Annotated in this window: 17 protein-coding genes; 6 read left to right on the top strand and 11 right to left on the bottom strand. The window is 71.2% G+C overall.

The window, feature by feature from the left end; translation table 11 throughout:
* Positions 1–192 precede the first annotated feature (192 nt).
* From VKV26_23480 to VKV26_23465, 4 genes are all read right to left on the bottom strand, one after another.
* Positions 193–1,299 (bottom strand): hypothetical protein, encoded by a 1,107-nt coding sequence (locus tag VKV26_23480; protein HLZ72877.1) that lies wholly within the window; start codon positions 1,297–1,299, stop codon positions 193–195.
* A 257-nt stretch (positions 1,300–1,556) separates the two neighbouring features.
* Positions 1,557–2,174: a TetR/AcrR family transcriptional regulator gene (locus tag VKV26_23475; GenBank protein HLZ72876.1), complete on the bottom strand. Its 618-nt coding sequence runs from the start codon at positions 2,172–2,174 to the stop codon at positions 1,557–1,559.
* A gap of 136 nt (positions 2,175–2,310) precedes the next feature.
* Entirely contained in the window at positions 2,311–3,372 is a 1,062-nt protein-coding gene (locus VKV26_23470) for a hypothetical protein (GenBank protein ID HLZ72875.1), read from the bottom strand.
* Positions 3,365–5,326 carry an alkaline phosphatase family protein gene (locus VKV26_23465; protein HLZ72874.1) on the bottom strand — a complete coding sequence of 654 codons (1,962 nt, stop codon included), beginning with the start codon at positions 5,324–5,326 and terminating at the stop codon, positions 3,365–3,367. The genes VKV26_23470 and VKV26_23465 overlap by 8 nt, the downstream gene beginning before the upstream one ends.
* Before the next feature lie 216 nt (positions 5,327–5,542).
* Between VKV26_23465 and VKV26_23460 the strand changes: the two genes are divergently transcribed.
* From VKV26_23460 to VKV26_23450, 3 genes are all read left to right on the top strand, one after another.
* Positions 5,543–6,247: a hypothetical protein gene (locus VKV26_23460; protein HLZ72873.1), complete on the top strand. Its 705-nt coding sequence runs from the start codon at positions 5,543–5,545 to the stop codon at positions 6,245–6,247.
* 29 nt (positions 6,248–6,276) lie between these two features.
* On the top strand, positions 6,277–6,456 hold the full coding sequence (locus tag VKV26_23455; GenBank protein HLZ72872.1) for a DUF1059 domain-containing protein: 180 nt from the start codon (positions 6,277–6,279) through the stop codon (positions 6,454–6,456).
* A 123-nt stretch (positions 6,457–6,579) separates the two neighbouring features.
* On the top strand, positions 6,580–7,908 hold the full coding sequence (locus VKV26_23450; protein ID HLZ72871.1) for a M20/M25/M40 family metallo-hydrolase: 1,329 nt from the start codon (positions 6,580–6,582) through the stop codon (positions 7,906–7,908).
* A gap of 67 nt (positions 7,909–7,975) precedes the next feature.
* Here VKV26_23450 and VKV26_23445 read toward each other — a convergent pair whose 3' ends face one another.
* On the bottom strand, positions 7,976–8,839 hold the full coding sequence (locus tag VKV26_23445; protein HLZ72870.1) for a TIGR03619 family F420-dependent LLM class oxidoreductase: 864 nt from the start codon (positions 8,837–8,839) through the stop codon (positions 7,976–7,978).
* Positions 8,840–9,116: 277 nt separating this feature from the next.
* Here VKV26_23445 and VKV26_23440 point away from each other — a divergent pair, with 277 nt between their 5' ends.
* The gene (locus VKV26_23440) at positions 9,117–9,818 is read left to right on the top strand and encodes a CAP domain-containing protein (protein ID HLZ72869.1); all 702 of its coding nucleotides are present in this window, start codon (positions 9,117–9,119) and stop codon (positions 9,816–9,818) included.
* A gap of 19 nt (positions 9,819–9,837) precedes the next feature.
* On the opposite strand, the gene VKV26_23435 is transcribed toward VKV26_23440, so the two are convergent.
* The 4 genes from VKV26_23435 to VKV26_23420 all read right to left on the bottom strand — a co-directional run bounded on the left by VKV26_23435 (position 9,838) and on the right by VKV26_23420 (position 18,214).
* Positions 9,838–14,052 (bottom strand): TGS domain-containing protein, encoded by a 4,215-nt coding sequence (locus VKV26_23435; protein HLZ72868.1) that lies wholly within the window; start codon positions 14,050–14,052, stop codon positions 9,838–9,840.
* A 341-nt stretch (positions 14,053–14,393) separates the two neighbouring features.
* Complete coding sequence (locus VKV26_23430) at positions 14,394–14,609, bottom strand: hypothetical protein (GenBank protein ID HLZ72867.1); 216 nt, start codon at positions 14,607–14,609, stop codon at positions 14,394–14,396.
* A gap of 2 nt (positions 14,610–14,611) precedes the next feature.
* Positions 14,612–15,622, bottom strand: coding sequence for a polyprenyl synthetase family protein (locus VKV26_23425; GenBank protein ID HLZ72866.1), 1,011 nt, complete (start codon positions 15,620–15,622; stop codon positions 14,612–14,614).
* A 42-nt stretch (positions 15,623–15,664) separates the two neighbouring features.
* A complete protein-coding gene (locus tag VKV26_23420) occupies positions 15,665–18,214 on the bottom strand; it encodes a helix-turn-helix domain-containing protein (protein HLZ72865.1) in 2,550 nt (849 codons plus the stop codon).
* Between the two features lie 302 nt (positions 18,215–18,516).
* Here VKV26_23420 and VKV26_23415 point away from each other — a divergent pair, with 302 nt between their 5' ends.
* Together VKV26_23415 and VKV26_23410 are read left to right on the top strand one after the other, a co-directional pair.
* Positions 18,517–19,752: a pyrimidine dimer DNA glycosylase/endonuclease V gene (locus VKV26_23415; protein HLZ72864.1), complete on the top strand. Its 1,236-nt coding sequence runs from the start codon at positions 18,517–18,519 to the stop codon at positions 19,750–19,752.
* A 99-nt stretch (positions 19,753–19,851) separates the two neighbouring features.
* On the top strand, positions 19,852–21,408 hold the full coding sequence (locus VKV26_23410) for an acyl-CoA carboxylase subunit beta (GenBank protein HLZ72863.1): 1,557 nt from the start codon (positions 19,852–19,854) through the stop codon (positions 21,406–21,408).
* 62 nt (positions 21,409–21,470) lie between these two features.
* Here VKV26_23410 and VKV26_23405 read toward each other — a convergent pair whose 3' ends face one another.
* Together VKV26_23405 and VKV26_23400 are read right to left on the bottom strand one after the other, a co-directional pair.
* On the bottom strand, positions 21,471–22,700 hold the full coding sequence (locus VKV26_23405) for a GNAT family N-acetyltransferase (GenBank protein HLZ72862.1): 1,230 nt from the start codon (positions 22,698–22,700) through the stop codon (positions 21,471–21,473).
* Positions 22,701–23,063: 363 nt separating this feature from the next.
* The gene (locus VKV26_23400; GenBank protein ID HLZ72861.1) at positions 23,064–23,279 is read right to left on the bottom strand and encodes a LysM peptidoglycan-binding domain-containing protein; all 216 of its coding nucleotides are present in this window, start codon (positions 23,277–23,279) and stop codon (positions 23,064–23,066) included.
* Positions 23,280–23,491 lie beyond the last annotated feature (212 nt).

Genomic DNA, 23,491 nt, shown 5'->3' with positions numbered 1-23,491 from the left:
AGCTCGCCGTTCGGCCCTCACCCCCGGCCCCTCGCCCAATCCTGGGCGAGGGGCGATCCTGAGCAGGGCGATCCGGAGCCGGTACGGTTAACCCGACACCCTCCCGGAACGCCCGACGCCGGATCGCCCCTCTCCTTCTCCTGCTTTGCGGAGAAGGAGAGGGGAGGGGGTGAGGATGAGGGCGGTTCCGGCTCAGTTCGCGTGAATGTACGCCTCCAGCGTCGGGTTGGCGCGGCCGTTCTCGAAGCGCTCGCCGAAGCCGGCCACGCGCACGCGCTGCACGTACTCCTTCACCTGGCGCTGGCGCAGCGCCAGCAGCGTCTTCATGCCCTCGTCGATCGTATCCTCGCCGCCGCCCAGCAGCACCGCCAGCGCCGCATTGCTCGCCAGCCCGCGCGAGGCCGGGTTCTGGCCCGAGGCGCCGGTCACCAGCGCCCGCTCGGCCTCGTCCAGGTACGACTGGATCTCCTCACGACGGTCGGTGTCGATGCTGCCGAGGTACTGGAGGTGCATCACGCCGAAGGCGACGTGGCGGCTCTCGTCCTGGGCGCAGAGGCGGTAGATCATCTTCTCCGCCGGGTTCTGCGCCATCAGTTCGCCCATGCGGAACAGCGTCAGCACGGAGCCCTCGCCGCTGATGTGCAGCCGCGCCGACATCTCGGTGAAGTCGCGCGCCGAGTCGATGTTGCCGCCGACCACGCCGAGCACCGTGCCGTTGCGCCGCATCAGCCCGCCGCCGTTGGCCAGCGCCCGCTTGCGGAAGACGTCCAGGTGCCGCGCCTCGTCCATCACCTGCGAGAGCAGGTACATGCGCGGCTCGTAGTAATCGGGCGTGATCGAGGAGATCCACTTGCCCGGCACGTCGCCCGCGACGAATTCGACCTCCGTGAGGAAGGTGGCCAGCTGGCACTCAGCGCGCTCGATCTCGTCGGGCAGCGGCTTGAGCGTGTGCCAGGGAATATCGGTGGCCGACGACCACTGCCGCGCCACGGCCTCCTCGTACAGCTCTGCGCCGTTGCGCAGCCAGATGTCGGCCTTCGTGCGTACCGGGTAATTGCCCACGCGCGGCACGCCGGCGCGCGGGATCGAGCCGCGCGTGCGGCCGGTCATGTTCTTGCTCTCGTCGGGCACCTCGGCCGCGACGCCGCCATCCACGTCCTGCAGCAGCAGGCCGCCCTTCTTCTCGCCGGCATCGAGCTGCTGGCCCCAGACGTCGCGCCGTTCCAGCCAGCGCATGTCGTACCCGCGCTCCGCGCCGTAGCTGCGCAGGGACTCGAGCGAATCGGCGGTCGTCGTCATGATCTCGCTGCCTCCTCGGCGTGGCATTGCCGGTTGTGAACCGACGCGGAGCGTCTGACTGAGCGAGCGATAAATTTCCTTCTGAATATCACCGCCGGCTCTGCGCGTCAAGGACGCATGGCGGCTACGGTCCTCTCCAGATCCAAGGGTTGGCGCCGGCTCGGCGCCTCTAACGCGTACCTCCCAGGCGAAGGTCGGCGCTATGCGCCCAGCGCGGCCGCCGCGGCCGCGCCGTAAAGCAGATCCGGCCGCACGGTTCACCGATCGCCGTCCCGTGCCGCATCTGCAACCAGCCCCGCGAGGTAGACGTCCAGCACCTGCTGCACGGGCGCGTCCGGGCCCAGCCGTTGGCGCGCGCCGAGCCGCAAACGCAAGAAGCCATGCAGGATGCCGATGATCGCGTAGGCGCAGGCCTCGGCGTCGAGCGGACGCAGGACGCCGTCCGCCATGCCGCCGGCGATGATGCTCTGCAAGACGCCGGTGGCCACCCGGCGGTGCGCGGCGCTGATCTGCTCGGCCAGGTCGCCGGGCAGGCCGGAGAGCTCGCGCAGGCAGACGGTGAGGCCGGGCTCGAAGATCGTGAAGTGGTCGTAGTAGGTGCGCACGAAGGTGCGCAACCGCCGCAGATGGCTGTGCTCGTTGCAGAGCGCCGCCCCGAGCCCATCGTGCAGGCGGTCGAGCTGGTCGAGCACGGCGGCCAGGTAGAGGTCGGCCTTGCTGCCGAAGTGGTAGTAGAGCAACGGCTGCTTGGCGCCCGCCTCGCGCGCGATCTCGCGTGTCGAAGTGCCTTCGAAGCCGCGCGAGGCGAAGCAGCGGATCGCGGCGACGAGAATCTCGTCGCGGCGGCTCTCGCGAACGGTAGCTGTGCTGGTCATCCTCGCCCTGTTGCCGTTTCTCGCGTCTGGCGCATCGGACTCGGTCCTATTGTGCCACGAGCAGGGGCCAGGGCAGAGGGTAGCGAGCAGCGGGCGCCCGGTACAGAGTACCGAGCCGGGGGCAGTGGCCCATGCCCTACACGCGCACCCGCGCGCTCTGCGCCCGCGTGCCGCCGCCCCAGGTGGGCATGTAGGTCGACTTGATGCCGACGCCGCCGGCGACGACGAGCATGATCTCCTCCGGCGTGCGGGCCACGAGCAGCGCATCGACGTCGTGTTCCGGCGCACGATGCGCACGGATCTGCGCGGCCGTCTCGTTGCCCAGCAGGCCGAGCGGCAGGCGGGCGTGCCGCCAGAGAAAGCGCTTCACCGCCGCCTTGTCCAGGCCCGCCGCGGCCAGCGCCTGCGCGTGCTCGTAGCTGAGCACGACCAGCGGCTCGCCGCCGCCGAGATAGCCCGCGCTGCCCATGTTGCCGGCGATCGTCATCGAGTGCGCCAGCGTCAGCAGGATCTCCTCCGGCACGCTGTTGCTGCCGTGCACGACCTCGATCGTGCCGGAGATGCCGGCGGCCGTGATCACCGTCTCCCCCGCGCCGAAGCCGCGCTCGACGTGCAGCGGCGGCCAGGGGCTGCGATTCTCGTTCTCGGCGAAGCAGAGGCCGAGCTTGGCCGGCTGGCCCATCGTCGCCATGTCCATGCCGCCGGCGCGGGCGCCGCCCAGGTTCTGCAGCACCAGCCGCAGCGCCCGGCCGATCGCGGCGTTGGCGCGCACGCCGCCGCCGAGGCAGTTGGCGCCGCCGCTGATGCCCGCGGCCAGGGCGCCGGGCCCGCTGACGATCAGCACGGGCGCGGCGCTGCCCGTCGTCGTCTGAATGCCGAGCAGGTTGAAGGCCGGCTCGCCCAGCGCCAGCACGCCGGCCACAAGGAAGGGCAGGTGCGCCGGCTCGCAGCCCGCCATCACGGCGCAGACCGCGATCTGGTAGATGCGGATCGGCACGAGCCCCGGCTCCAGCTCACCCACGTAGGCCGTCGGGTCGAGCCGCGCTTCGCCGTACATGCGACGCACGCGGCCCGGTGTGGGCGGCACAACCGGCAGGCCGTCCGTCAGGCCGGCGCGGTACAGCCGTTCGTTGACCGCGTCGAACGGCTCGCCTTCGCCGATGTACAGGTCGTCGAGCGCGGGCGCGGCGTCACTCATGCGTCGCCCGGCCGCCGTAGAGCACCGCACGCAGATCGGGCAGGATCTCCGTGCCGTCGGGGCGGAAGCGGCGTTCGTTGAAGCCTTCAGCGAGGATGTGGAGCTCCTCGGCTTCGTGGCCACGGAGCGTAACGCGGCCGGCCGCGCCGGTGATCAGCGCCTCGCTGCCGCCGCCGGCCCGGCTGACCACGACTTCAGCGCCGGCCAGTGGCGGCCGCTCGCCCGACTCGTCCGCGTCGTTGTCGCGCACGGTGACGCTGAGCTGGTCGCCGTCCACCTCGAACGAGACGTCCAGGTCGCGCTGGTAGAGGAAGCGCAGGCAGGCGATGCCGTGCACCCCGTGCTCCACCAGCCATGCCTCCTGGTGGCCGGAGACGTCGAGATTCTGCGCCGTCATGCCGTGGTCGCTGGTGACGATGAACAGCGTCTCTTCGAAGAGGCCGCGCGCATCCAGCGCCGCCAGCACGCGGCCGATGCGCCGGTCGCTCTCGTCCAGGGCGGCGCGTGCGCCGTCGCTGTGCGGGCCGTAGTCGTGGCCGGCGCCGTCGGTCAGCACCAGCTCGTGGAAGGCGAATGTGGGCGGGGGGATCTCGGGGTCGCTGAACAGCAAGACGGCCTGCGCCGTGCCGCGCGTGTCGATCACCGCCTCGCGCCGCACCGCCTCCTGCCCGTCTTCAAGCCAGCGCGGCGAGACATCCGCCAGCAACTCGTTGGTAAGCGCCTTCAGCCGTTCGCGGTCGCCCAGCAGCCGCCGTTCGAGCGAGGCGTGCATGGCGCCGCGGTTGCAGGGCTCGTTGATCGCCGCCGTGAGGGCGCCACGGCCGCCGGGACGTCCGGTCCACTGGCCGTGGCGGATGTGCACCGCCTCATACAGCGTGTCCACCTCGTGGCTCAGTTCGCGCTCCGTCTCGAACTGGCGGCCCTGCGGGTCGGCGATCTCACGCCTGGCGCGGCGGTAGAAGGTCGGGTTGACGAAGCCGTGGTGACCGCACCAGGCGCCCGTGCCGAGCGCGTTGTGACCCGGCCAGGTGATGCTGGGATAGTTGGAGACGGCGCCGGCGCGGTACAGGGCGCCGCGCCCGATCAGCCGGCGCAGGTTCGGCAACGAGCCGTCGTCGCGTGCCAGCCGCGCCAGCAGCTCGCCGTTGTGCAGGCCGTCGAGCAGGAAGATGTAGGCTCGCCTCGGTGCGGCTGCCTGCCGATCAAGCGCCTCGTCCAGCACGCGGCCGTCCTGCCGCGCCAGGTAGACGTCGGGAGGCACGCCGCGCGCGGAAGCGGTGCGGCCGGTGATGTCGCGGCCGTCCACCAGCGGCAGGCGCAGCAGGTGCGCGATCGTCGGCGCGATGTCCACCTGCTTCACCGCCTCGCTGAAGACGCCGCGCCGCACGCCGGGGCCGGAAAGGATCAGCGGGCAGCGCGACTGCAGCACGTCGAGGTTGCCGTGCTGGCCCGGCTGGCGGCCGGCGGCGAAGGCGGTGGGATGAATGACCAGGTCCGGCGCGTCGGGCGAGTCGAAGAGCTGGCTGATGCGCTCGTAGGCGAAGGGATAGCTCAGCTCCGTACCGGCGATGAAGGCCTGGGCGCCATCGCCGGCGGGCGAGCCGGAGCGCTCGGCGGCGGCGAACTCTTCCTCAAGCGTGATCAGTGCATCGTGCTCCTGCCGCGCGATCGGGTTCTCGCCGATCTGCTCGATCACGTCGTAGCGGTAGCCGCCGCCCGCGGCGTAGAAACGGCAGAAGTGCACCATGCCGCGCTTCGACCAGACCTCGTACGCCGGCGCCCGGTAGGTGATCACGAACTCGACCTGATCGGCGATCGCCGGATCGGTCAGCGCCGCGATGATCGCCCGATCGCCGGAGGCGAACTGGTTCGGGTCGAGCCCCTGTCCGCCGGGCTGCTCCGGCCCGACCGGCGCGGCCGCGGATCGGGCCGAGACGTGTGCAGCGCTTGCCATGCTTCGCTCCGGTGCGTGAGGTGACAGGTGATACGTTACAGGGGACAGGGAACAGGTTGTAGGGTTCAGGGCTCAGGGATGAGGGGCAAGGGGGAGCTAATCCCGAACGCCTGAAACCTGAAACCTGGCAGCCACGCCCTGCGCCCCGCCGTGGTAGCATGGCGGGCGCGATGGTAAACACAGGAGCGGAACCTCGAAACGCAGGAGGGCGGAGCGATGCCGAAGGCAGTCTGGTTGGTCGCGACGAAGTGTACAGACCCGGCCCGCGAGGAGGAGTTCAACCGCTGGTACGACGGCACCCACCTGCCGGACCTGCTCTCGGTGCCGCACATCACCGCGGCGCGGCGCTTCAAGCTGAGCGGCCCGGCCAACCCCAAAGAGCCGGACGCGCAGTACCTGGCGATCTATGAGATCGACTCCGAGACGCCGGAAGCGGTTACGAACACGGCGCTGCAGGAACACGACCCGAAGTGGCGTGCTGCCGGCCGCATGATCGACTGCATCCAGGCCAGCTCATTGACGACCTTCCGCCAGATCGGCAAGCACGCCGATTCAACCAACACGGCGAAGGCGGTGTTCCTGGTCAAGACGGCCTGTGCCGACCCGGCGCGCGACGCCGAGTTCAACCGCTGGTACGACGACGTGCACATCCCCGACGTAACCAGCGTGCCGGGCGTGATCCGGGCGCAGCGCTACAAGCTGGCCGGCCAGCCCAGCAAGACCGAGCCCGAGGCGCAGTACCTCGCCGTCTACGAACTCGACACGGACGATACGAAGACGGTGAGCCGCGCGATCGGCGCCAAGATGCCGGAGTGGACGGCGGCCGGCCGCGTGATCGATTGCCTGAAGGTCGTCTCCGCGGTGAGCTTCGTGGCGGCCGGCGCCCGCCAGCAGGCGAAGGCCGCGGCCGCCGGCGACTGACGGGAACGCGAGCGAACCGGAGCAACGAGATGGCAAAGATCATCGATTGCGGCAAGGTGAACCCGGCCTCCGGCTGCGGCCACATCATCCGCGGCGAAACGGAAGAAGAGGCGCTGCGGCTCGCCGCCGAGCACGCGAAGCAGAGCCACGGCCTCGAGCCGACGCCCGAACTGCTGGCGGCCGTCAAAGCGCAGATGACCGACGCCTGAGGCGCAACCGCCAACATCAGCGTGTGGCCCGAACGCTTGCGAGCGTTCGGGCCGCATTCGCCTGTTCTCTGTTCCCTACCCCCTGTAACCTGTCACCTGTAACCTGTCACCTCGGAGGCGAGCATGGCCAGCACGCCGGCGGCCTTGTCGCTCGACTGGGACGCGCTCGAGCGCGAAACGGTCGAGCTGCTCTGCGAGTACATCCGCATCGACACCAGCAATCCGCCGGGAAACGAGGCGCTCGCCGCCCGCTGGCTCGCCGATCTGCTGCGCCGCGAGGGCATTGAGAGCACCACGTACGAGCACGCGCCGAACCGCGCCAGCCTGATCGCCCGCCTGCCCGGCTCCGACGGCAGCGGCGACGCCGAAGCGGTGATGCTGCTCAACCACACGGACGTGGTGCCCGTGGAGGCCGGCTACTGGAGCGAGCCGCCCTTCGCCGGCCTGGTCAAGGACGGCTGCGTCTGGGGACGCGGCGCCCAGGACATGAAGGGCCTCGGCATTCTCGAGCTGATGGTCTTCCTGCTGTTCAAGCGGCTGGGTCTGCCGCACCGCCGCGACCTCGTCTTCTTCGCCGTGGCTGACGAAGAGGCCGGCAGCGCCTACGGCATCGAGTGGTTCGCGCAGCAGCGGCCGGAGCTGCTGCGCGCCCGCGTCGTGATCAACGAGGGCGCGGGCGGCATGAGCAGCTTCATGGGCAGCGATCGGCCGATCTTCGCCTTCGCGGCCGCGGAGAAGTCGCCCCTCTGGCTGCGGCTGCGCACCGAAGGTCCACCCGGGCACGGCTCCATGCCGCACGCCAACAATGCGCTCGACCGGCTGGTGAAGGCGCTGTTCAGGGTCACGCAGTGGCAGCGGCCGCGCCGCATCGTGCCCGAGGTCGCACCCTTCTTCGCCGCGCTGGCCGCGGCCGGCGTGCTGGAGCCGGTCGAGACGGTGGCGGCGGCCGAGCGCGTGGCGCAGGAAAACCCGCTGGTCAACGCGCTTACGCTCGACACGATCAGCCTGACCGGCTGCACGGCCGGCATCAAGACCAACGTCATTCCCGCCGTCTGCGAGGCGACGCTCGACTGCCGCCTGCTCCCCGGCAAGCCGGCGGAGCAGTTCATCGAGGAGCTGCGGGCGCAGATCGACGACCCGCAGGTGCGGATCGAGCGCATCTTTGCCGCGGAAGGGCCATCCTCGGCGATCGAGGGCGAGCTGGTGGCGGCGATTCGCGCCGTGGTACGCGAGCACATGGAGGAGGCGCTGGTGATCCCGACGGTCTGCGTCGGCTTCACCGACTCGCGCACCTTCCGCCGCCTGGGCGTGCCGGCCTACGGCTTCTCGCCCACGCTGGCGACGGAGGACGAGCGCCGCACGGTGCACGGCCACAACGAGCGCATCCAGGTCGAAAGCCTGCGCCTCGGCCTGCAGATCCTGCTCGGCGTGGTGCGCCGCATGGTGGAGTGATGCGAGCAGTCCGACGAGCGCCAGCTTTGTGCGGCGTTCGCGCGACGCCGAGATCCAAACTGCCGGCTCATACCACGCCCGCGAGCTGCTCGCCGGTGTGCGCGGCGAAACGGGCGATCGCTTCCGCGTCGGCGCCGCGGGGTGGCAGCAACACCAGCCGCTGCACGCCGAGAGCGGCGTACTGCCGCGCCGTCTCCGCGTCGATGCGGCCGCGCGGCGTCACCGTGATCTCCAGCTCGCCCAGCTCGGCGGGACGCGTATAGCGCGCCGCGGCCCGCTTCAGGCCGTCGAGACAGCGCTCCGTGGCGGCCAGGTCGAGCGCGTAGCCGTACCAGCCGTTGCAGTGCTCGACGGCGCGACGGAAAGCCATGGGCGAGTGGCCGCCGATCACGATCGGTGGGTGCGGCTGCTGCAGCGGGTGCGGGTGCGACTGCACGCCGGCGAAGCTGAAGTAGCGGCCCTGAAACGCCGGCGCCGGCTGCGTCCAGATCGCGCGCATCGCCTCGATGTAGTCAACGGTGCGCGGACCGCGGTGCTCGAACGGCGCGTTCAGCGCCCGGAACTCCGGCTCCAAATAGCCGGCGCCCACGCCGCAGATCAGCCGGCCGCCGGAGAGCACGTCCAGGCTCGCCATCTCCTTCGCCAGCACCAGCGGATTGCGCTGCGGCAGGATGATGATGCCTGTGCCCAGCCGCACGCGGCTGGTGTGCGCCGCGATGTACGTGAGCGCCACGAGCGGGTCGAGGGCGCGGTCCTGTGGCGCCATCGGCGAGGGCGGCGCCTGCGGATCGGGCAGCACCACGTGCTCGCCGCCCCACACGGACTCGAAGCCGGCCGCTTCCGCAGCGCGGGCCACCTGCGCGGCCACTTCCGGCACGCTGCAGGCGTACATGTTGATCGAGAACAGGCCAAGTTTCAGCGGCTGTGGCACGCGGTTCCTCCCCAACGATCCATCGCCCGTCGTACGCCGAGCATTGCCAAACGCTTACGCGGGCCATACAGAGTCGCGGCAGTTTATCACGCTTCGAGATCGCCGCTGCCATCGTACGCCTTGCTGTACTACCCTTGCGGGCGGCGACGGCCGGCGGGCGATTCGCAGCATTCGCGCATAGCGGGTGTCGTTTGACAATCCGCACAGGAGTGAGCCGCAACGGGCGCCGGCCAGGGGCCGTTGGCGAGCCGCTGAGCCGCGCCGCTGAGCGTCGCCGGTGGCCGCACCGCACAACGATCCGATCTGCCATCGCCGGCCCCGCGATGCGAATGGAGCGTGTCTTCTGCGTTGTCTCAGGACCGCCACCCGGAGCGTCACCTTCGCCGCCTCGCTCGCCTTCGTCGCGGGCCTGCTCACCGGGAGCCTCCAGCTAACGCAAACCAGGCCGATCCGTGCCCGCGCCGAGGGGCTGGAACCGCCCGCCGGCGCCGCCCACTCCGTCAACTGCAGTGTCGATCCCACCCGCCTCGCCCTCGACGCTGAGGAGCAGTACATCCTCGACGCCACCAACGCCTACCGCGCCCAGTACGGCCTGCAACCCCTGCAACTCTCCTGGACCCTGCAGCGCATCGCCCTCTGGAAGGCCGCGGACACCGCCATGCACGCCTACATGCAGCACGACGACGGCTTCCGCTCCTGGGAACAGCGCTTCTCCGACTGCGGCTACGACTACCTCTCGCTGGGCGCCAGCATCGGCGAGAACCTGGCGGCGGGCTATGCGGACGGCAGCGCCACGCTGAGCCAGTGGCAGAACTCACCGCAGCACAACGCCAACCTGCTCAACCCTGCCTTCAGCGTGGTGGGCATCAAGCGCGTGCAGGGCGCCGGCCCGGGCGATCCGTATAGCTGGTACTGGGCGATGGAGCTGGGCAGCATCGACGGCGGCGACACCGACGTTTGGGATATCGCCCTACCCTGAGCATGCGGTGGCCGCGACGCTACACCGGTCCGGCGCTCTTCGCCCGTTCCAGCAGGGCCACCGCGCTCACGTCGGGCAGCCTGCGCACCGCCGCAAGCAGCGCTTCGACCGCGGCCGGCGCCGCCGGCGGCAGCTCCAGGGTAATCGTGACCGCGCCGGCCACCTCACGCCCACTGGAGAGATCGAGCAGCGAGAGGCCGCTCTCCTGCGCCGCACGGCGAATCGCGGGCACGATCTCACGCCCGCGCCGCGTCTGCACCCGCACGATCTGGCGATCCATCACCGCTTCCAGCAGCCAGTGCGCCGCCAGCGCCGCGCGGCCGGTGCAGCCGGCCGCCTCCGGACAGGCGGCGTGATGCACCACCGCCGTCTGGCCTGAACGGCAGGCAACCAGCGAATCGCCGGGCTGCGGACGGCAGCAGCGGGCGTAGCGCGGCCGCAGGCTATCGTCCGAGGCGAGCGCCACCGGCACCCAGCCCGCGAACGGATCGTCTTCGCCGCCGTGGGTTCGCGACGCTGCCGCATCCATCAGCACCGCGATCGTGTAGGCGATCTCACGTCGCGCGAACTCGCCGAAACCGGCGGCCTCGTACAGCCGCTCCTCGCGCTGGAAGCCGAGCGTCTTCAGCAGGCGCGGGGCAATCTGCGGCGGCGCCTCCGCGGCCCGCAGCTCGGCGGCCACGATCTCGCGGCCGACGCTCACGGCATCGGCGCGCCAGGCCGCATCGAGCGCCTGCTGCACGGCCTTGCGCGCCCGTGCCGTGCGCAGCAGGCCGGGCCGCTCCAGCCACTCGGCCGGCGGCAGGGTGCGGCCGGCATCGAGCGTGATCGTCACGCGGTCGCCGTGGCGCAGGCAGTAGGAGAGGGGCTCCTCACGGCCGTTGATGCTGGCGCTGGCGGCGCGATGCCCGAGCTGCGTGTGCAGATAGTAAGCGAAATCCAGCGCCGTCGCGCCTTCGGGCAGCGCCACCACCTCGCCACTGGCCGTCAGCACGAAGACGCGCTCGTCTTCGCCGGCGCTGGCCAGCTCGGCGAGCAGGCGGCGCATCCGCGCGTGCAGCGCCAGCCGGTTGGGGCCGCCCTCCGTGGCACGGCGCGCGTAGTCGATCTCGTCCGGGCGCTGCGTCTGCACCAGCACGCGCACGAAGCCGCCTTCCGGCGGATAGGCGACCAGCTCGCGCCGGCCGGGCCGGGCGATGGCGGGTGTGAGCGGCACCTCCTCGGTCTCAGCCTCGGTGATGCCGGGCCAGACTTCGTCCAGCACGGCCTCCACCCGCTCCAGGCGCTGCTCGTCCGGCACGTTGATCGCGATGCGGCCGAGGCCGCGCAGCGCCGCGCGCGGCAGATGCAGCTCGCCCAGCCGCCGCACCTCCGCGGCGATGCCGCTGAAGCTGGGCATCGCCGTCTGCACGTCGGCTTCGATGCCCAGGCGCTGCAGGCGCTCGTCCAGCACGTCACTGAGCCAGTCGAGGCGATGCTCGCGCCGCATCAGGCGCAGCTCTTCGGAGAGCGCCATCGCCTGGCGGTACTGCTCGTGGTCCAGCACGGAGAGCACCAGGTCGTCGAGCCGGCCGGCCAGGCGGAAGAGCAAGAGGCGGCGCGCCAGCGGCGCGTGCACGCCGGCCGTGTGCCGCGCCAGCCGCCGCGCGTCGTGCGCGGGCAGCAGATCGGCATTGATCATCGCCTCCTGCCGCCGGCAGAGTGCGAGCAGCAACAGCTCCGGCGAGCCGGCCAGCGCCAGCAGCAACCCCTGTTGCAATTGCCCCTGCTCGGGCGAAACCGGCGCGGCCGGCATGGCGCAGATCCGCTGCAGGCGGGCGCGCGTCGCCTGCACATCGCGGCTGTCGCGCCCGAAGGCCCAGGCGATCGCCCGCAGTTCCGGCTCGGCAAGGCCCAGCGAGAGCGCCGCGAGCACGCCCGCCGTATCCACGTCGGCGACGGCGGCGAGCAGCGCCGTGCCGGCGCAGGCCGCCAGCGGCGCCACCGGCTCCGGCTCGTCCTCGGCGCCGGCGTCGGGCGCGGGCTGGCGCTCGAGCAGCGCCTCGCAGACCACGGCGAACGGGTCTTGCAGCGCAGCGCCGTCTACCCCGGTCTCGCTGCGCAGGCGCAGGATCTCGGCCAGGCGTTGCACAGTGCTGCCCGGAGCGAGGCTGCCGGCCGGGCGCCGCGCCAGCCCGCTGTGGCCGAAGCAGCGGCAGGCGAGCAGCTCGTTATCGGCGCGCAGGCAGGTCTCCACGAGCCCCAGCAGGCCGGCGTCGTCCAGCAGTTCCGCCAGCAACACGCAGGCGACGCTCCAGCGATCCCACCCATCGCCGGCGAGCAGCGCCTGCAGCGGCGCCCGATCGGCTGTGCGGCCGGGCGGGAAGAAACGGCGGCGCAGGTCGAGTGCGGTGAAGAAATCGCGAAAGAGCGCGTGCGCCCAGTCGTACTGCAGGGCCTGTTCGGCGTCGGGCAGCAGCGGCGGCAGAAAACGCCGATCGATCTCGGCCAGCACGCGCGGCGCATCGAGATCGGCCGGCGCCAGCGCCTCGGCCCGCAGCTCGGTCAGCGCCTCCACCACCATCTGCGCCAGGTCGCCGCGCGCCAGCGGCCCGGTACGTTCCGACAGCGTGGCGGCATAGGCGACGGCGGCCAGCAGCGCCTCCTTCACTTCCGGCGCGAGGTGGCTGCCGCGTTGCACGTCCACGCGGAAGACCTGGCGCACATACGCCTCGATCACCGCGGCGCGGGCGGGCCGCAAGGTGCCGCCGCCCGTCAGCTCCTGGCTGATGATCACGTTGAGCATCAGCGGGCTGCGGGCCAGCGAGACGAGTGAGCCGCTCTCCAGCCAGGCCGCACGGTCGCGCCCGCCCAGGCTGCGGAAGATCGCCTCGGCGCGTTCGGCGCTGCCGGCGTACTGCGTGATATATTGCAAGACGAGGTGCGGCCGCAGCGGCTGCAAGGCGGCGACCGGCAGCTCCGTGAACTGGGTCGAGGCGCGGTGCTGCCGCGTTGAGATCACCAGTCCGCAACCGGGAAAGCGGCGGGCGATGCTGTCCAGCTCGAGCAGCGCCACGCGATCGAGGATCGTGTCGGCGATCTCGTTCACGCCGTCGAGCAGCAGCAGCAGCCGGCCGCTCTGCAGCAACTCGAGCACCGCATCGCGCGAGCGGCGCAAGCCGTGCACGGCCATGCTTTCGCCGACGAGATCGACGAGGTCCTGTTCCGGCCGCCAGGCGCGCAGGGGCGCGAACACGGGAATCGGCGCCGACGGCGTCTCGGAGAGCGCCTGCGCGGCGCGGCGCGTCGCCTCCAGCAGCGCCGTGGTTTTGCCGCTGCCGCCCTCGCCGATCACGACGAGGCGATGATTCTCGGCGATCAACTCCTGCAGGTCGCTGGAACCGGCGCGCGCGGCGGGCAGCAGCAGGCTGCGCGGCTGCAGGAGCCGCGCCGTGAGCGGCACGTAGCGCCCCCGCCACTCGGAGAGGTCCGGCCCCGCGCACCAGTTGGCCAGGGTCGCGGCGTAGTCGCGCAGGCCGGCCTCGGTGGAGATGCCGGGCATCGCGGGAGCAGCGTCGGCAGAGGCTTCGGCGGCCTGTGCCGCCGCGATCTCTTCCTCGCGCCACAACAGCTCGTACAGGCGCACACGGCCGCTGATGCCGCGCAGCTCGGCCTCGCGCAGGAAACGGTACTGGAACTCCGGCTCGCCGCTGGCGAGGCTGCGCACCAGCGCCGTGACGACGATCTGATCGGCGCCCGCCTCGCCGCGCACGCGCGCCGCCAGGTTCACGGCCGTTCCGTAGTAATCGCCGCCCTCTTCCACGGTTTCGCCGACGTGCAGGCCGATGCGTATGCGCGCCCGCTCATCCAGCTCGGCGTAGGCGCTCTGCAGGCCGCGCTGCATCTCGATCGCGCAGCGCAGCGCCTGGCGCGTGCTGCGGAAGGTAATGAAAAAGCCGTCTCCGTCCTGGCGGACGATGTGCCCCTCGCGCTGGCCTGCAAGGGCGCGCACGACGCCGTCGTGGATGCGGTAGAAGGCGCGGGCGCGGCGGTCGCCACGCCGCTGCGTCTCGGGTGTCGAGCCGACGATGTCCGAGAACAGAAAGGTGACGGTGCCCATCGGCAGCTCGTCACGCTCGCGATGGCGCGAGCGACGCGGCACGGCGGGCACACCCCGCGGCACAAAGCCGCCCGGCGGCGGCCACTCGCGGCCCGCGCGCGGCCTGCTGCGCTCCTCCGGCTGCTCGGTTGTCATCGCGTTTCCGTACCGGTCCCGCTCGATCTGCCGGTAGTGTAACGGCTACGCGGGAGCGCGTCGCGGTACCGAAGACACGGCTGCGCGGCTTCTGCTGAAGTTAACGCGGCGGCCCGGGCGTTTCGCGTGCTCGGCGTCGCGGGCGCGGACGGTGAAGGGCGTGGGCTTGGCCGCAGGGGCGCACTCCCCCCGGCGCGGCCAGGGTCATGAAAGTGCGCCCCTGCCGGCGGATGTTGGCCCGACGCACCTGGCAACGCTCGCGGCCCGGATCGCCCCGCTCCCGCTTCCAGCACGCGACGGCTGCGAGCAAGGGAGCTAGACGGGGCGAGGGCCGAACGGTCTCAGCCCCAGTCGGTGACTTGCTTGTGATTCCTGGCCAGGATCTGCTCGTCGCTCAGGCGCCAGTCAACCTTGCTCAGCGTCTGACGATCCTCCTCGTCAAGCTGGAAGCCGTGGGCCGCCGCGGCCTCGTGCGGGCTGGTGCGGCGCACATCGGCGCGGAAGGCTGCATTCTGGCGCCAGTGCCGGGCGAGGTTCTCCATCGTCTGCAGACCCACGTTCACGCTCCCTGCGTTGCTGACGGAGGCGCAGCGAAGAACGAACCATCGTCGATCATCGCCCGCAGCTCGCCGGCGGCCGGCTCGGATGCGCCCGCCGCCACGAGCGCCGCGTGCGCCCGCACGCAGTAACTTTCTACGACAACCGCACACGACTGCAAGATGCCTGCCGCGACAAGTTTCTCGCGGACTGTCCGCTGAGCGGCGGTATCGTGCTCGGCCGTCGCCAGCAACGCCATGAACGCGGGCCGTTGCTCGGCCGGCAATTGCTCATGATACAGCGCGATCGGCAGTGTGCGTGTGCCGGCCGCCAGGTCCTTCCCCTGCTCCGCGGCAAAGAGGTCAAAGCAGTCCGAGCGCAGCTGCCGGGCGGCGCCCAACGCCCGGCCGAAGGCCGCCCAGCGCGCCACGGACGCGGATCGCACCCCGGCCAACCGCGCCGCCAGCGCCGCGTAGAGCGCGACTTCGGCGCCGGTCTTTCGCGCCGCCAGCGCTGCCACCTCCACGCCGCTCGGAACCTCGGCGGCCCCGGCGGCGGCGACGTCGGCCTGCTGCCCCGAACTCAGGCGCAGGCCCGCCTCCGCCAGCAGCCGCAGCAACGCCAGCAGCGTGCGCGGTGTGGCCTCGATTGCGGAGAGCGCGAGCGGCGCCAGCGCCCCGGTGAGCGTGGCGCCGGCGAGCACGGCCTGCGCCGGCCGCTCGCGCCAGCCGGGCGGCAGATCGCCGTCCATCACGTCGTCCAGCAGGTCCAGACCGGCATGCACAAAGGCGCAAGCGACGGCGAGCGACAGCGGCGGCGGCGGTTCAGCGCGGATCGCGGCATGGACGAGCAGCGGCACGTGCACGCAGCTCAGGTAGAAGGGTGGTGGCTCCGGCCGGGCAAGGTGAGCGCCGATCTTCTCCAGCGCCGTGCGCAACAAGGCGAGTTGCGCCGCGCCGCTGGTGTGCTCGCGCAGAAACCGCGCCGCTGCCGCCAGCACCATCCGCTCGCGCTGCGGCCCGCTCCACGTCACGTATGCCCGCCGAGCCTGAGCGCGGCGGGGCCGGGCGCGCGGCTACCCCTCATCCAACGCCTCCGCCACCGCCTCGTCGAGCAGCATGGCACGGCCGGCGGCCCAGGCGTCGTCAAAGGCGGCCTCACCCAGGCGCGTACGCAGGCCGGTCAGCAAGCGGTCATGCAGCGGCCCGTAGCCCTCCGGCCGCGAGGCGCCCAGCGTCTCGCGCAGCGCCTCGGCGGCGGCGACGAGACGCGCGGCGCGCTCGGCCCTCCCTTGCGCGTAGAGCGTGCTGCCCAGCACACCCAGCGAGCTGTAGATGCCGTAGCGTGCGCCGCGCTCCAGGTTGAGTTGTAGGCTTTCGCGCTGATAGGCGGCGGCGCGGTCCAGCTCGCCCAGCCGCGCCAGCAGCATGCCCGCCTCCACCAGCACGTTGGGCAGACTCTTGCGCGGGCTGACGGCGCGGCTGAGGTGCACAGCCTCATCGTAAAGTCCCATCGCCCGTGAGAAGTCGCGGCGCAGCATCGCCACGCGCGCCAGCGTCAGCAGCGGCGCGATCATACCCTGCCGGTCTTCGTAGGCGCGGTAGAGGGCGACGGCCTCATCACACAGCGCTTCGGCCCGATCCAGCCCGCCGCGGAAGAAGTGCGCGAAGCCGAGGTTGGTCAGCGTTTCGGCGACGCCCGGCTGATCGCCAAGCTGGCGAAAGAGCGCCAGGCTCTCTTCGAGCAACGCCACCACCTGTTCCTGCTTGCCGTGCAGATCGAGCAGCGCGCCCAGCGCCATCAGCGTCTGCGCGACGCCGCGCGGCTCCTGCAAGGCACGGAACAGGGCCAACGCCTGCTCAAGCCGCGCGGCGCCGCGCTCGAAGTCGCCGCGCACGTACTCCAGCTTGCCGGCCTGCAACAGCGCGGCGGCCCGCAGGCTGTCGTGCACCGGGGCTGCTCCGGCCAGGGCGCGCTCCAGCCAGGCGCTGCCTTCACTGAGCTGCCCGCGCGCCTGCCAGAACGGGCCAAGCGCGGCGGCGAGGCGCAGGAGCGGTTCGCCCGCCCCCTCGCGCTCGCAGAAGCGCAACGCGGCGCGGAAGTTATCCTGCTCCAGGTCGAGCCGCGCGAGCCAGTTCGCGTGCAGGTGGCCCTCCCACTCCGGCATGGGCTCCTTCGCCAGCGCCAGGAACCAGTCGCGGTGACGCCCCTGCACTTCGCCCTGCTCGCCGGCCGCCTCGAGCTGCTCGCTGGCGAACTCGCGAATCGTCTCCAGCATGCGGTAGCGCACGTCGGCCTCGCGCTCGTCGACCACCACCAGCGACTGATCGACCAGTTCGGAGAGCCCGTCGAGCACATACGCCGGGCCTAGAGCCTCCTCCGGCGCGGCCGCCGCCACGCCACGGCCGCTCTCCGCGGCGGCATCGCCGGCAACCGCCTCGGCCGCCTCCAACGTCCACCCGCCGGCGAAGGCCGCGAGCCGGCGGAAGAGCACGCGCACGCGCGGCGCCAGCAGACCGTGGCTCCAGGCGATCGTGTCGCGCAGCGTCTGCTGGCGCTGGGGCAGATCGCGCGGGCCGGAGGTGAGGAGCCGCAACGACGGTGCGCCCTCGCTCTCCAGGCGGCGAAGCAGCGCCGGCGGCGGCAGGACGGTGGTGCGGGCCGCGGCCAGCTCGATTGCCAGCGGCAGACCGTCGAGCCGGCGGCAGATCTCAGCCACCGCCGCCGCGTTCTCCGGCGTGAGCGCAAAGCCCTGGCGAAGCTCTTGCTCCCGCCGCAGGAACAGCTCGACGGCGGGGTACCGGACGAGCATCTCCGGTGTGGCGGCGCGCCCGGCTGCAGGCAGGGCCAGCGGCGGCACGATATACTCGCGCTCCCCCCGCAGCCGCAGCGCCGCGCGGCTTGTGACCAGCAGCTTCAGGCCAGGGCAATCGGCCAGCAGCTCGGCCACGCGCGGGGCCGCCGCGATCAGTTGCTCGAAGTTGTCCAGCAGCAAGAGCAGCGCCTTGCCGCGCACATATTCGCGCAGCGCCTGGCCGGACGGCGCCTGCACGTTCTCTTCAACGCCGAGCGCGGCGGCGATGGCGGCATCGAGCATGGACGGATCGCTGACGGCGGCAAGCTCGACCAGCGCGACACCGTCCGGGTAGTCGGCCGCCACGGCCGCCCCGGCAGCGAGCGAGAGGCGCGTCTTACCCACGCCCCCGGGTCCGGTGAGGGTCACGGCGCGCACGCCTGGATCGCGTAGCAGCGCCACCACTGCCGCCAGATCTGCGTCGCGCCCCACGAACGCCGTGGGCGGCGCCGGCAAATTCAGGGACAGGGGCGGGCGGGCATCCGGCCTGGCAGACGCCTCGACTGGCAGCTCCTCGCGCATGGCGGCGGGCATGGGCCGGCGCCGCGCCGCATCTGCCAGCTCGGCACGCTCGTGCACCGGCAGCAGCAGCGCCTCGGCAAGCAGTTGCACGGTGTCGCGGTGTGGATGGCGATGGAGGCCGCGTTCGAGATCGGAGATCGCACGCGTGCTCAGTCCGGCCCGTTCGGCCAGCGTCTCTTGTGTCAGGCCGGCCGCGACGCGCTTGCGACGCAGCAGATCGGCGAACGCCATTGCCTGGTCAGCCGCCATAGGCTGTTCTTGGTCCCCTTTTGCACATCACGCCGAAGACATGGTTTCAAAACCGGCGTTCACGTGCCATCGCGCACCGGCAAGCGGGAACCCGCGCCGATTTTGAAGCCGTCTGTAAGTTACGGCGCCAACCGGCAGTTGGATGCACACCCGCCGCGGGCAAAGCATAGCATGGCGCGATCGGCTCGCCCGCCCCGAGGCGTGGCACGGCGCCGCACAGTTGGGCTGCGGGTCACGGCGGCGCGGGAGGACCCCGAGACCGCGTGCTGCGCCACGGACGGCTCGCCCTGTAGGCTGATGCCATGCGCATCTGGGACGTGGCTCCGGCACTGCTCTGCCAAAAGCACCTGACCGGCGAGCACCGCGAGCTGCACGGGCTGTGGAACATCCTCACGCAGGGCAAGCGCGGCTACGCCAACCACCCGGAAACCCGCCGCTGGCGCGGCAAGCTGGCTGCGCTCTACGCCCGGCACGCGGCGCTCGACGCCGAGATGACACGCCGCAGCTACCGTCATGCCAGCCCGCTCGACCCTGCGCTGGCAGCGGGCGGCGCGCATCAGGATGAGTACGTCGATGCGCCGGCGGCGCAACTGTGCAAGCTGCGCGCCAGGCCCTGCCCATGCCCGTTGGGCGAAGCCGCCCGATCGCGAGCAGGGAGTGCAGGGAGTGCAGGGAGTGCAATGAGCGAGCAGGAAAACAACGAAGCCCTCAACCGCCATTACGGCCGGGGCGACCTGGCGGAAGCGATCCTGGACGCCGTCCGTGCAGCCGGCAAGAATCCCGAGGCGCTCACGCCCGACGACCTGGCGCCCGTCGATCAGTTCCATATCGGCGGCAAGCCGGCGACCGTGGAACTGGCAAAGCTGGCCGGCCTGCACGCCGGCATGCGCGTGCTCGACGTGGGCGGCGGCATCGGCGGCCCAGCGCGCACCCTGGCGGCGGAGTTCGGCTGCACCGTCACCGTGCTCGACCTGACGGACGAGTACGTCCGCACCGGTGAGCTGCTGACCGCCCGCACCGGCCTGGCGGAGCGTGTGCAGCACCGCCACGGCTCGGCGCTGGCGATGCCCTTTGCCGACGCCAGCTTCGACGCCGCCTGGACGCAGCACAGCTCGATGAACATCGCCGACAAGGAGCGGTTGTATGCCGAGGTCCGGCGCGTGCTGCGGCGCGGCGGCACACTGGCGCTGCACGAGGTGATGGCCGGCGCCGCCGGCGAGCCGCGATACCCGCTTCCCTGGGCCGACGACGCCGCGCTGAGCTTCCTGCGCCCGCCGGCCGAGATCCGATCGCTGGTCACCGCCGCCGGCTTCCGCGAGACGGTCTGGCAGGATGTGACGGCGGCGTCGCTCGCCTTCTTCGAGCGCCTGCAGGCACGGCCGCAGCCCGGCGCCCCGCCGCCCTTCGGCCTGCACCTGCTGCTGGGCGCAGAAGCACCCGCCCGCGTCGCCAACATGACCCGCGGCCTCGCCGATGCCCGTCTGTCCGTAATCGAAGCCGTCTTCCGCAGGGAACCGGGAATCGGGAACAGAGAATAGGGAATAGAGAACGGTGGGGAATCCCAACCTTTTCCGACAATCCCCTTCATGCCTTTCCCCTCTCCAGTTTCTGGAGAGGGGGCCAGGGGGTGAGGCCAGGTGACTGACCCGCTTGCCCGCATCGAAACACGTCGCCGCGCTGTGCAGGACGCGGCGCGAGCGGACGCCGTCGCTCGCCAGCACGCGCTGGGCAAGCAGACGGCCCGCGAGCGCGTGGCCATGCTGCTCGACACCGGCTCCTTCCGCGAGTTCGGCGCCCTGGCCGAGCCGGCGCGCGAGAACGCCTTCAGCGAGGATCTCGACGCGCCGGCCGACGGCGTCGTCACCGGCACAGGACGGATCGACGGGCGACCGGTTGGGCTGCTCGCCTTCGACTTCACCGTGCTCGGCGGCAGCAACGGCAAGACCGGCGCCCTCAAAGTGCAGCGCCAGGCGCGGCTTGCGTTGCAGCACGGCTATCCGCTGGTGATGCTGCTGGACGGCGGCGGTCACCGCATTCAAGACGGGCTCGACTCACGCCACTTCGCCCACGGCAGCGGCGACTTCTTCCACAACCAGGCGCGCCTCTCCGGCTGGGCGCCGATGGTGGCGGCGATGCTCGGCATGGGCTTCGCCGGGCCGTCGAACTACGCGGCGCTGGCCGATTTTGTGGTGATGGTGCGCGGCACGGCGACGATGGGCGTGGCCGGCCCGGCGCTGGTGAAGGCTGCGATCGGCGAAGAGATCTCGAAGGAAGCGCTCGGCGGCGCCGAGGTGCAGGCCGACCGCCACGGCATGGCGGATCTGGCCGTGGACTCCGAGGAGGAGTGCATGGCCGCGGTGCGCCGCTTCCTCGGCTACTTTCCGAGCAACTGCCGTGCGCCGCTGCCGGTCGTGCCCTGCGATGACCCGCCCGACCGCCGCGAGGAGGCGCTGCTCAGCCTGGTGCCGGAGAACGGCCGCCGCGCCTACGACGTGCGACGCGCGATCGAGCTGGTGGCCGACCGCGACAGCGTCTTCGAGCTGAAGCCGGCCTTCGCGCAGAACCTCGTCACGATGCTGGCGCGGCTCGACGGGCGGCCGGTGGGCTTCATCGCCAACCAGCCGCGGCGCCTGGCGGGCACGCTGGACGCCGCCGCCTGCGAGAAGGGCGCCCACTTCATCTCGCTCTGCGACGCCTTCGGCCTGCCGCTGATTCAGTTTGTGGACGTGCCCGGCTTCATGATCGGCAGCGCCGCGGAGAAGACGGGGCTGATTCGACGCAGCGGCCGCCTGCTCTACGAGCTGGGGCAGGCGACGGTGCCGCGCTGCACCGTGATCTTGCGCAAGGGCTACGGCCTGGGCTACCTGGCGATGAGCGGCGGCCGCGCCTTTGACGCCGACCTTTGCGTGGCCTGGCCCACGGCCGAGATCTGCGCGATGTCGATCGAGGGCGCGGTGGACGTGGCCTACCGCCGCGACTACCAGGCAGCGCCGGACCCGGCGGCGCGGCGGCAGGAGCTGATCGCGAGCTTCCAGGCGCAGATCGACCCGCTGCGCGCCGCCGCCGGCTTCGGCATCGACGACGTGATCGACCCGCGCGACACGCGCCCGATCCTGATCGACGCGCTCGGCCGCGCCGCTCCGCGCCGCAGCGACACCCGCCCGCCGAAGTACCACGGCATCTCGCCCATTTAGGGAACAGGGAGCAGGAGGGGGTAAGGCGTCCTTTCAGTTGCCTGCTCCCTGTTTCCGAACTTCTAAAACATGTCGAGGCAGAGGGCGCTGCAGGCGGTGCGGAAGAGGTCGTCGGCGCGGCGCAGGGCTGTGGCGTCGCTTGCAGCAACGAGGCCCAGGCGGGCGAGCTGGGTGGCGCCGGTGTAGCCGGAGACGAGCATCGCCAGCGCCCGCTGGTTAAGGCAGAGCGCCCCCTCATCGGTCGTACCGAGCCGGCGCACGCGGCCCCAGCCGCCCTCGACCGTCAGCTCCCAGTTGCCGGCGTTCCACGGGCACAGATCGTCGGCGACGGCGAAGCTGATGCAGCCGTCGGCGTCGTAGCCGCGCCCTTCCAGCGCCGCGGGCACGTCCACGATGCGCACCAGCGTGCCGTCGAGCGCGTCGGTGTGCAGCTCGCGCGGCTCCTGCGTCATGTAGAAGAGCGGATCGTCGCTCGGCAACTGCAAGATGCGCACGCTGGCGGCCAGGTCATAGCCGGCGAGGTAGTTGACCAGCGCCCGGTGCGCCGCCGGCGTCTGCCAGACCAGCTCGCGCACGGTGAGGTTGAGGAAGCGGGTGACGCCGGCCTGCGCGCCGCGCTCGACGATGTAGATCGTGTAGCCCAGGATCTCGCCGGCCTCCTCGTAGACCGCGATCAGAAAGGGCGCCATGTCTTTGCGCCAGGGTTGCAGCACGCCCTTGCGCCAGATCTCCTCCGTGCGCGTGAGCATCAGCGAGCGCGGCGCGGCGAAGCGTCGATACGGCGCATCGAGCAGCGGAGAGGCGTCCTCACTCTTCAGCAGGCGCACGTTCCCGGGCGTAGAAATCTCGTCCACGTAGCGCAACGTGCGCGGATCAAAGTCGTAGCGCCAGCGCGTGAAGCAGACGCCGTAGCCGAAGCGCTGGTAGATCGCCGCCATGCTGGCCCAGAGCATCGCGATCGGCTGGTCTTGCTCGCGCATCACGGCGAACGAGCGCGTCATCAGCTCGCGCACGTGGCCGCGGCGGCGGTGCGAGGGCAGCGTGCTGACGCTGGTGACGCCGCCGCACCCGATCTCGCGGCCGTTCCAGCGCATCGTGAGAGGAAAAGTCCCCATCTGCGCCACGGGCTCGCCGTCCTCGAAGGCGCTGAGCGTCTCCTCGGGCTTGAGCAGCGCGTGTTCCAGCCAGAAGTCGAGGTTCTCATCGGCGGTCGAGCCGCCGAAGCCGATCTGGTCGTTGTAGAGAAAGCGCCGGAACTCATCGGCGCGCACGGGACGGTATTCGACGGTCATTGCGGTTACTTATCCTCCGGTTCACTGAGGCTGGCTTTGGCTGCGCATTTCGCATGAAGAAAGGCCGCGGGCGATCACGTCCGCGGCCTGGTGAACGATTGGAGCCAGGAAGAGCCGGCTACCCTCCGCCCATCCGGGAACGTGAGCGCTTTGCGCGCGCGGCGCCGCTGCCACTCGCAATCGGCTGCATCGCCCGCTCCTTCACGTTCCCGGCAGAGAGAACACCCGACGCTGGTCTGCCTGCAAAGGCAGTATCCGGGCGGTCTCCGCCCGCTGTCAAGCGCGGCGGGCGGGCGCGCAAACGCGGGGCCGGAGGCGGTGAAGCACCTCCGGCCCCGCGTGTTGTTGTCTGGGCTGCCGAGCCTACGCCGGGATGTAGAGCCACTGGCCGGCGTAGATCAGGTTCGGGTTGTAAACGCGGCCATAGTTGGCGGCGTAGATGTAGGTCCAGTCCGCGCCGTTGCCGTAGGCACGGTAGGCGATGTTGGAAAGAGTGTCGCCGTAGCGTACGTGATACCACATAAGGTATTCCTCCACCGGCGTGATCGCCGGGTAGTTGTCAGATTCCGGGTGGCGCATCTGCGGTTACCCCGGTGACATCAGGCTACCGCGCTCCGTCGGCCGGCCGGCATCGTGCATCCCACGGCGCCGCTGTGAAGCTGGCGACAGCAGCGGATCCGGACTGCCATCACGCGGCGCGCGATCAGGCATCGAACAAGCCTCGCTCCTGCCTGCAACCGAACCGCCGATGAAATGCGATCCGGCCCGCCGATTGGGCGAGACCGCGGGCG

The sequence above is a fragment of the Dehalococcoidia bacterium genome (assembly GCA_035310145.1).
Classification (GTDB): Bacteria; Chloroflexota; Dehalococcoidia; order CAUJGQ01; family CAUJGQ01; genus CALFMN01.
This window is presented reverse-complemented; position numbering and strand designations above follow the sequence as displayed.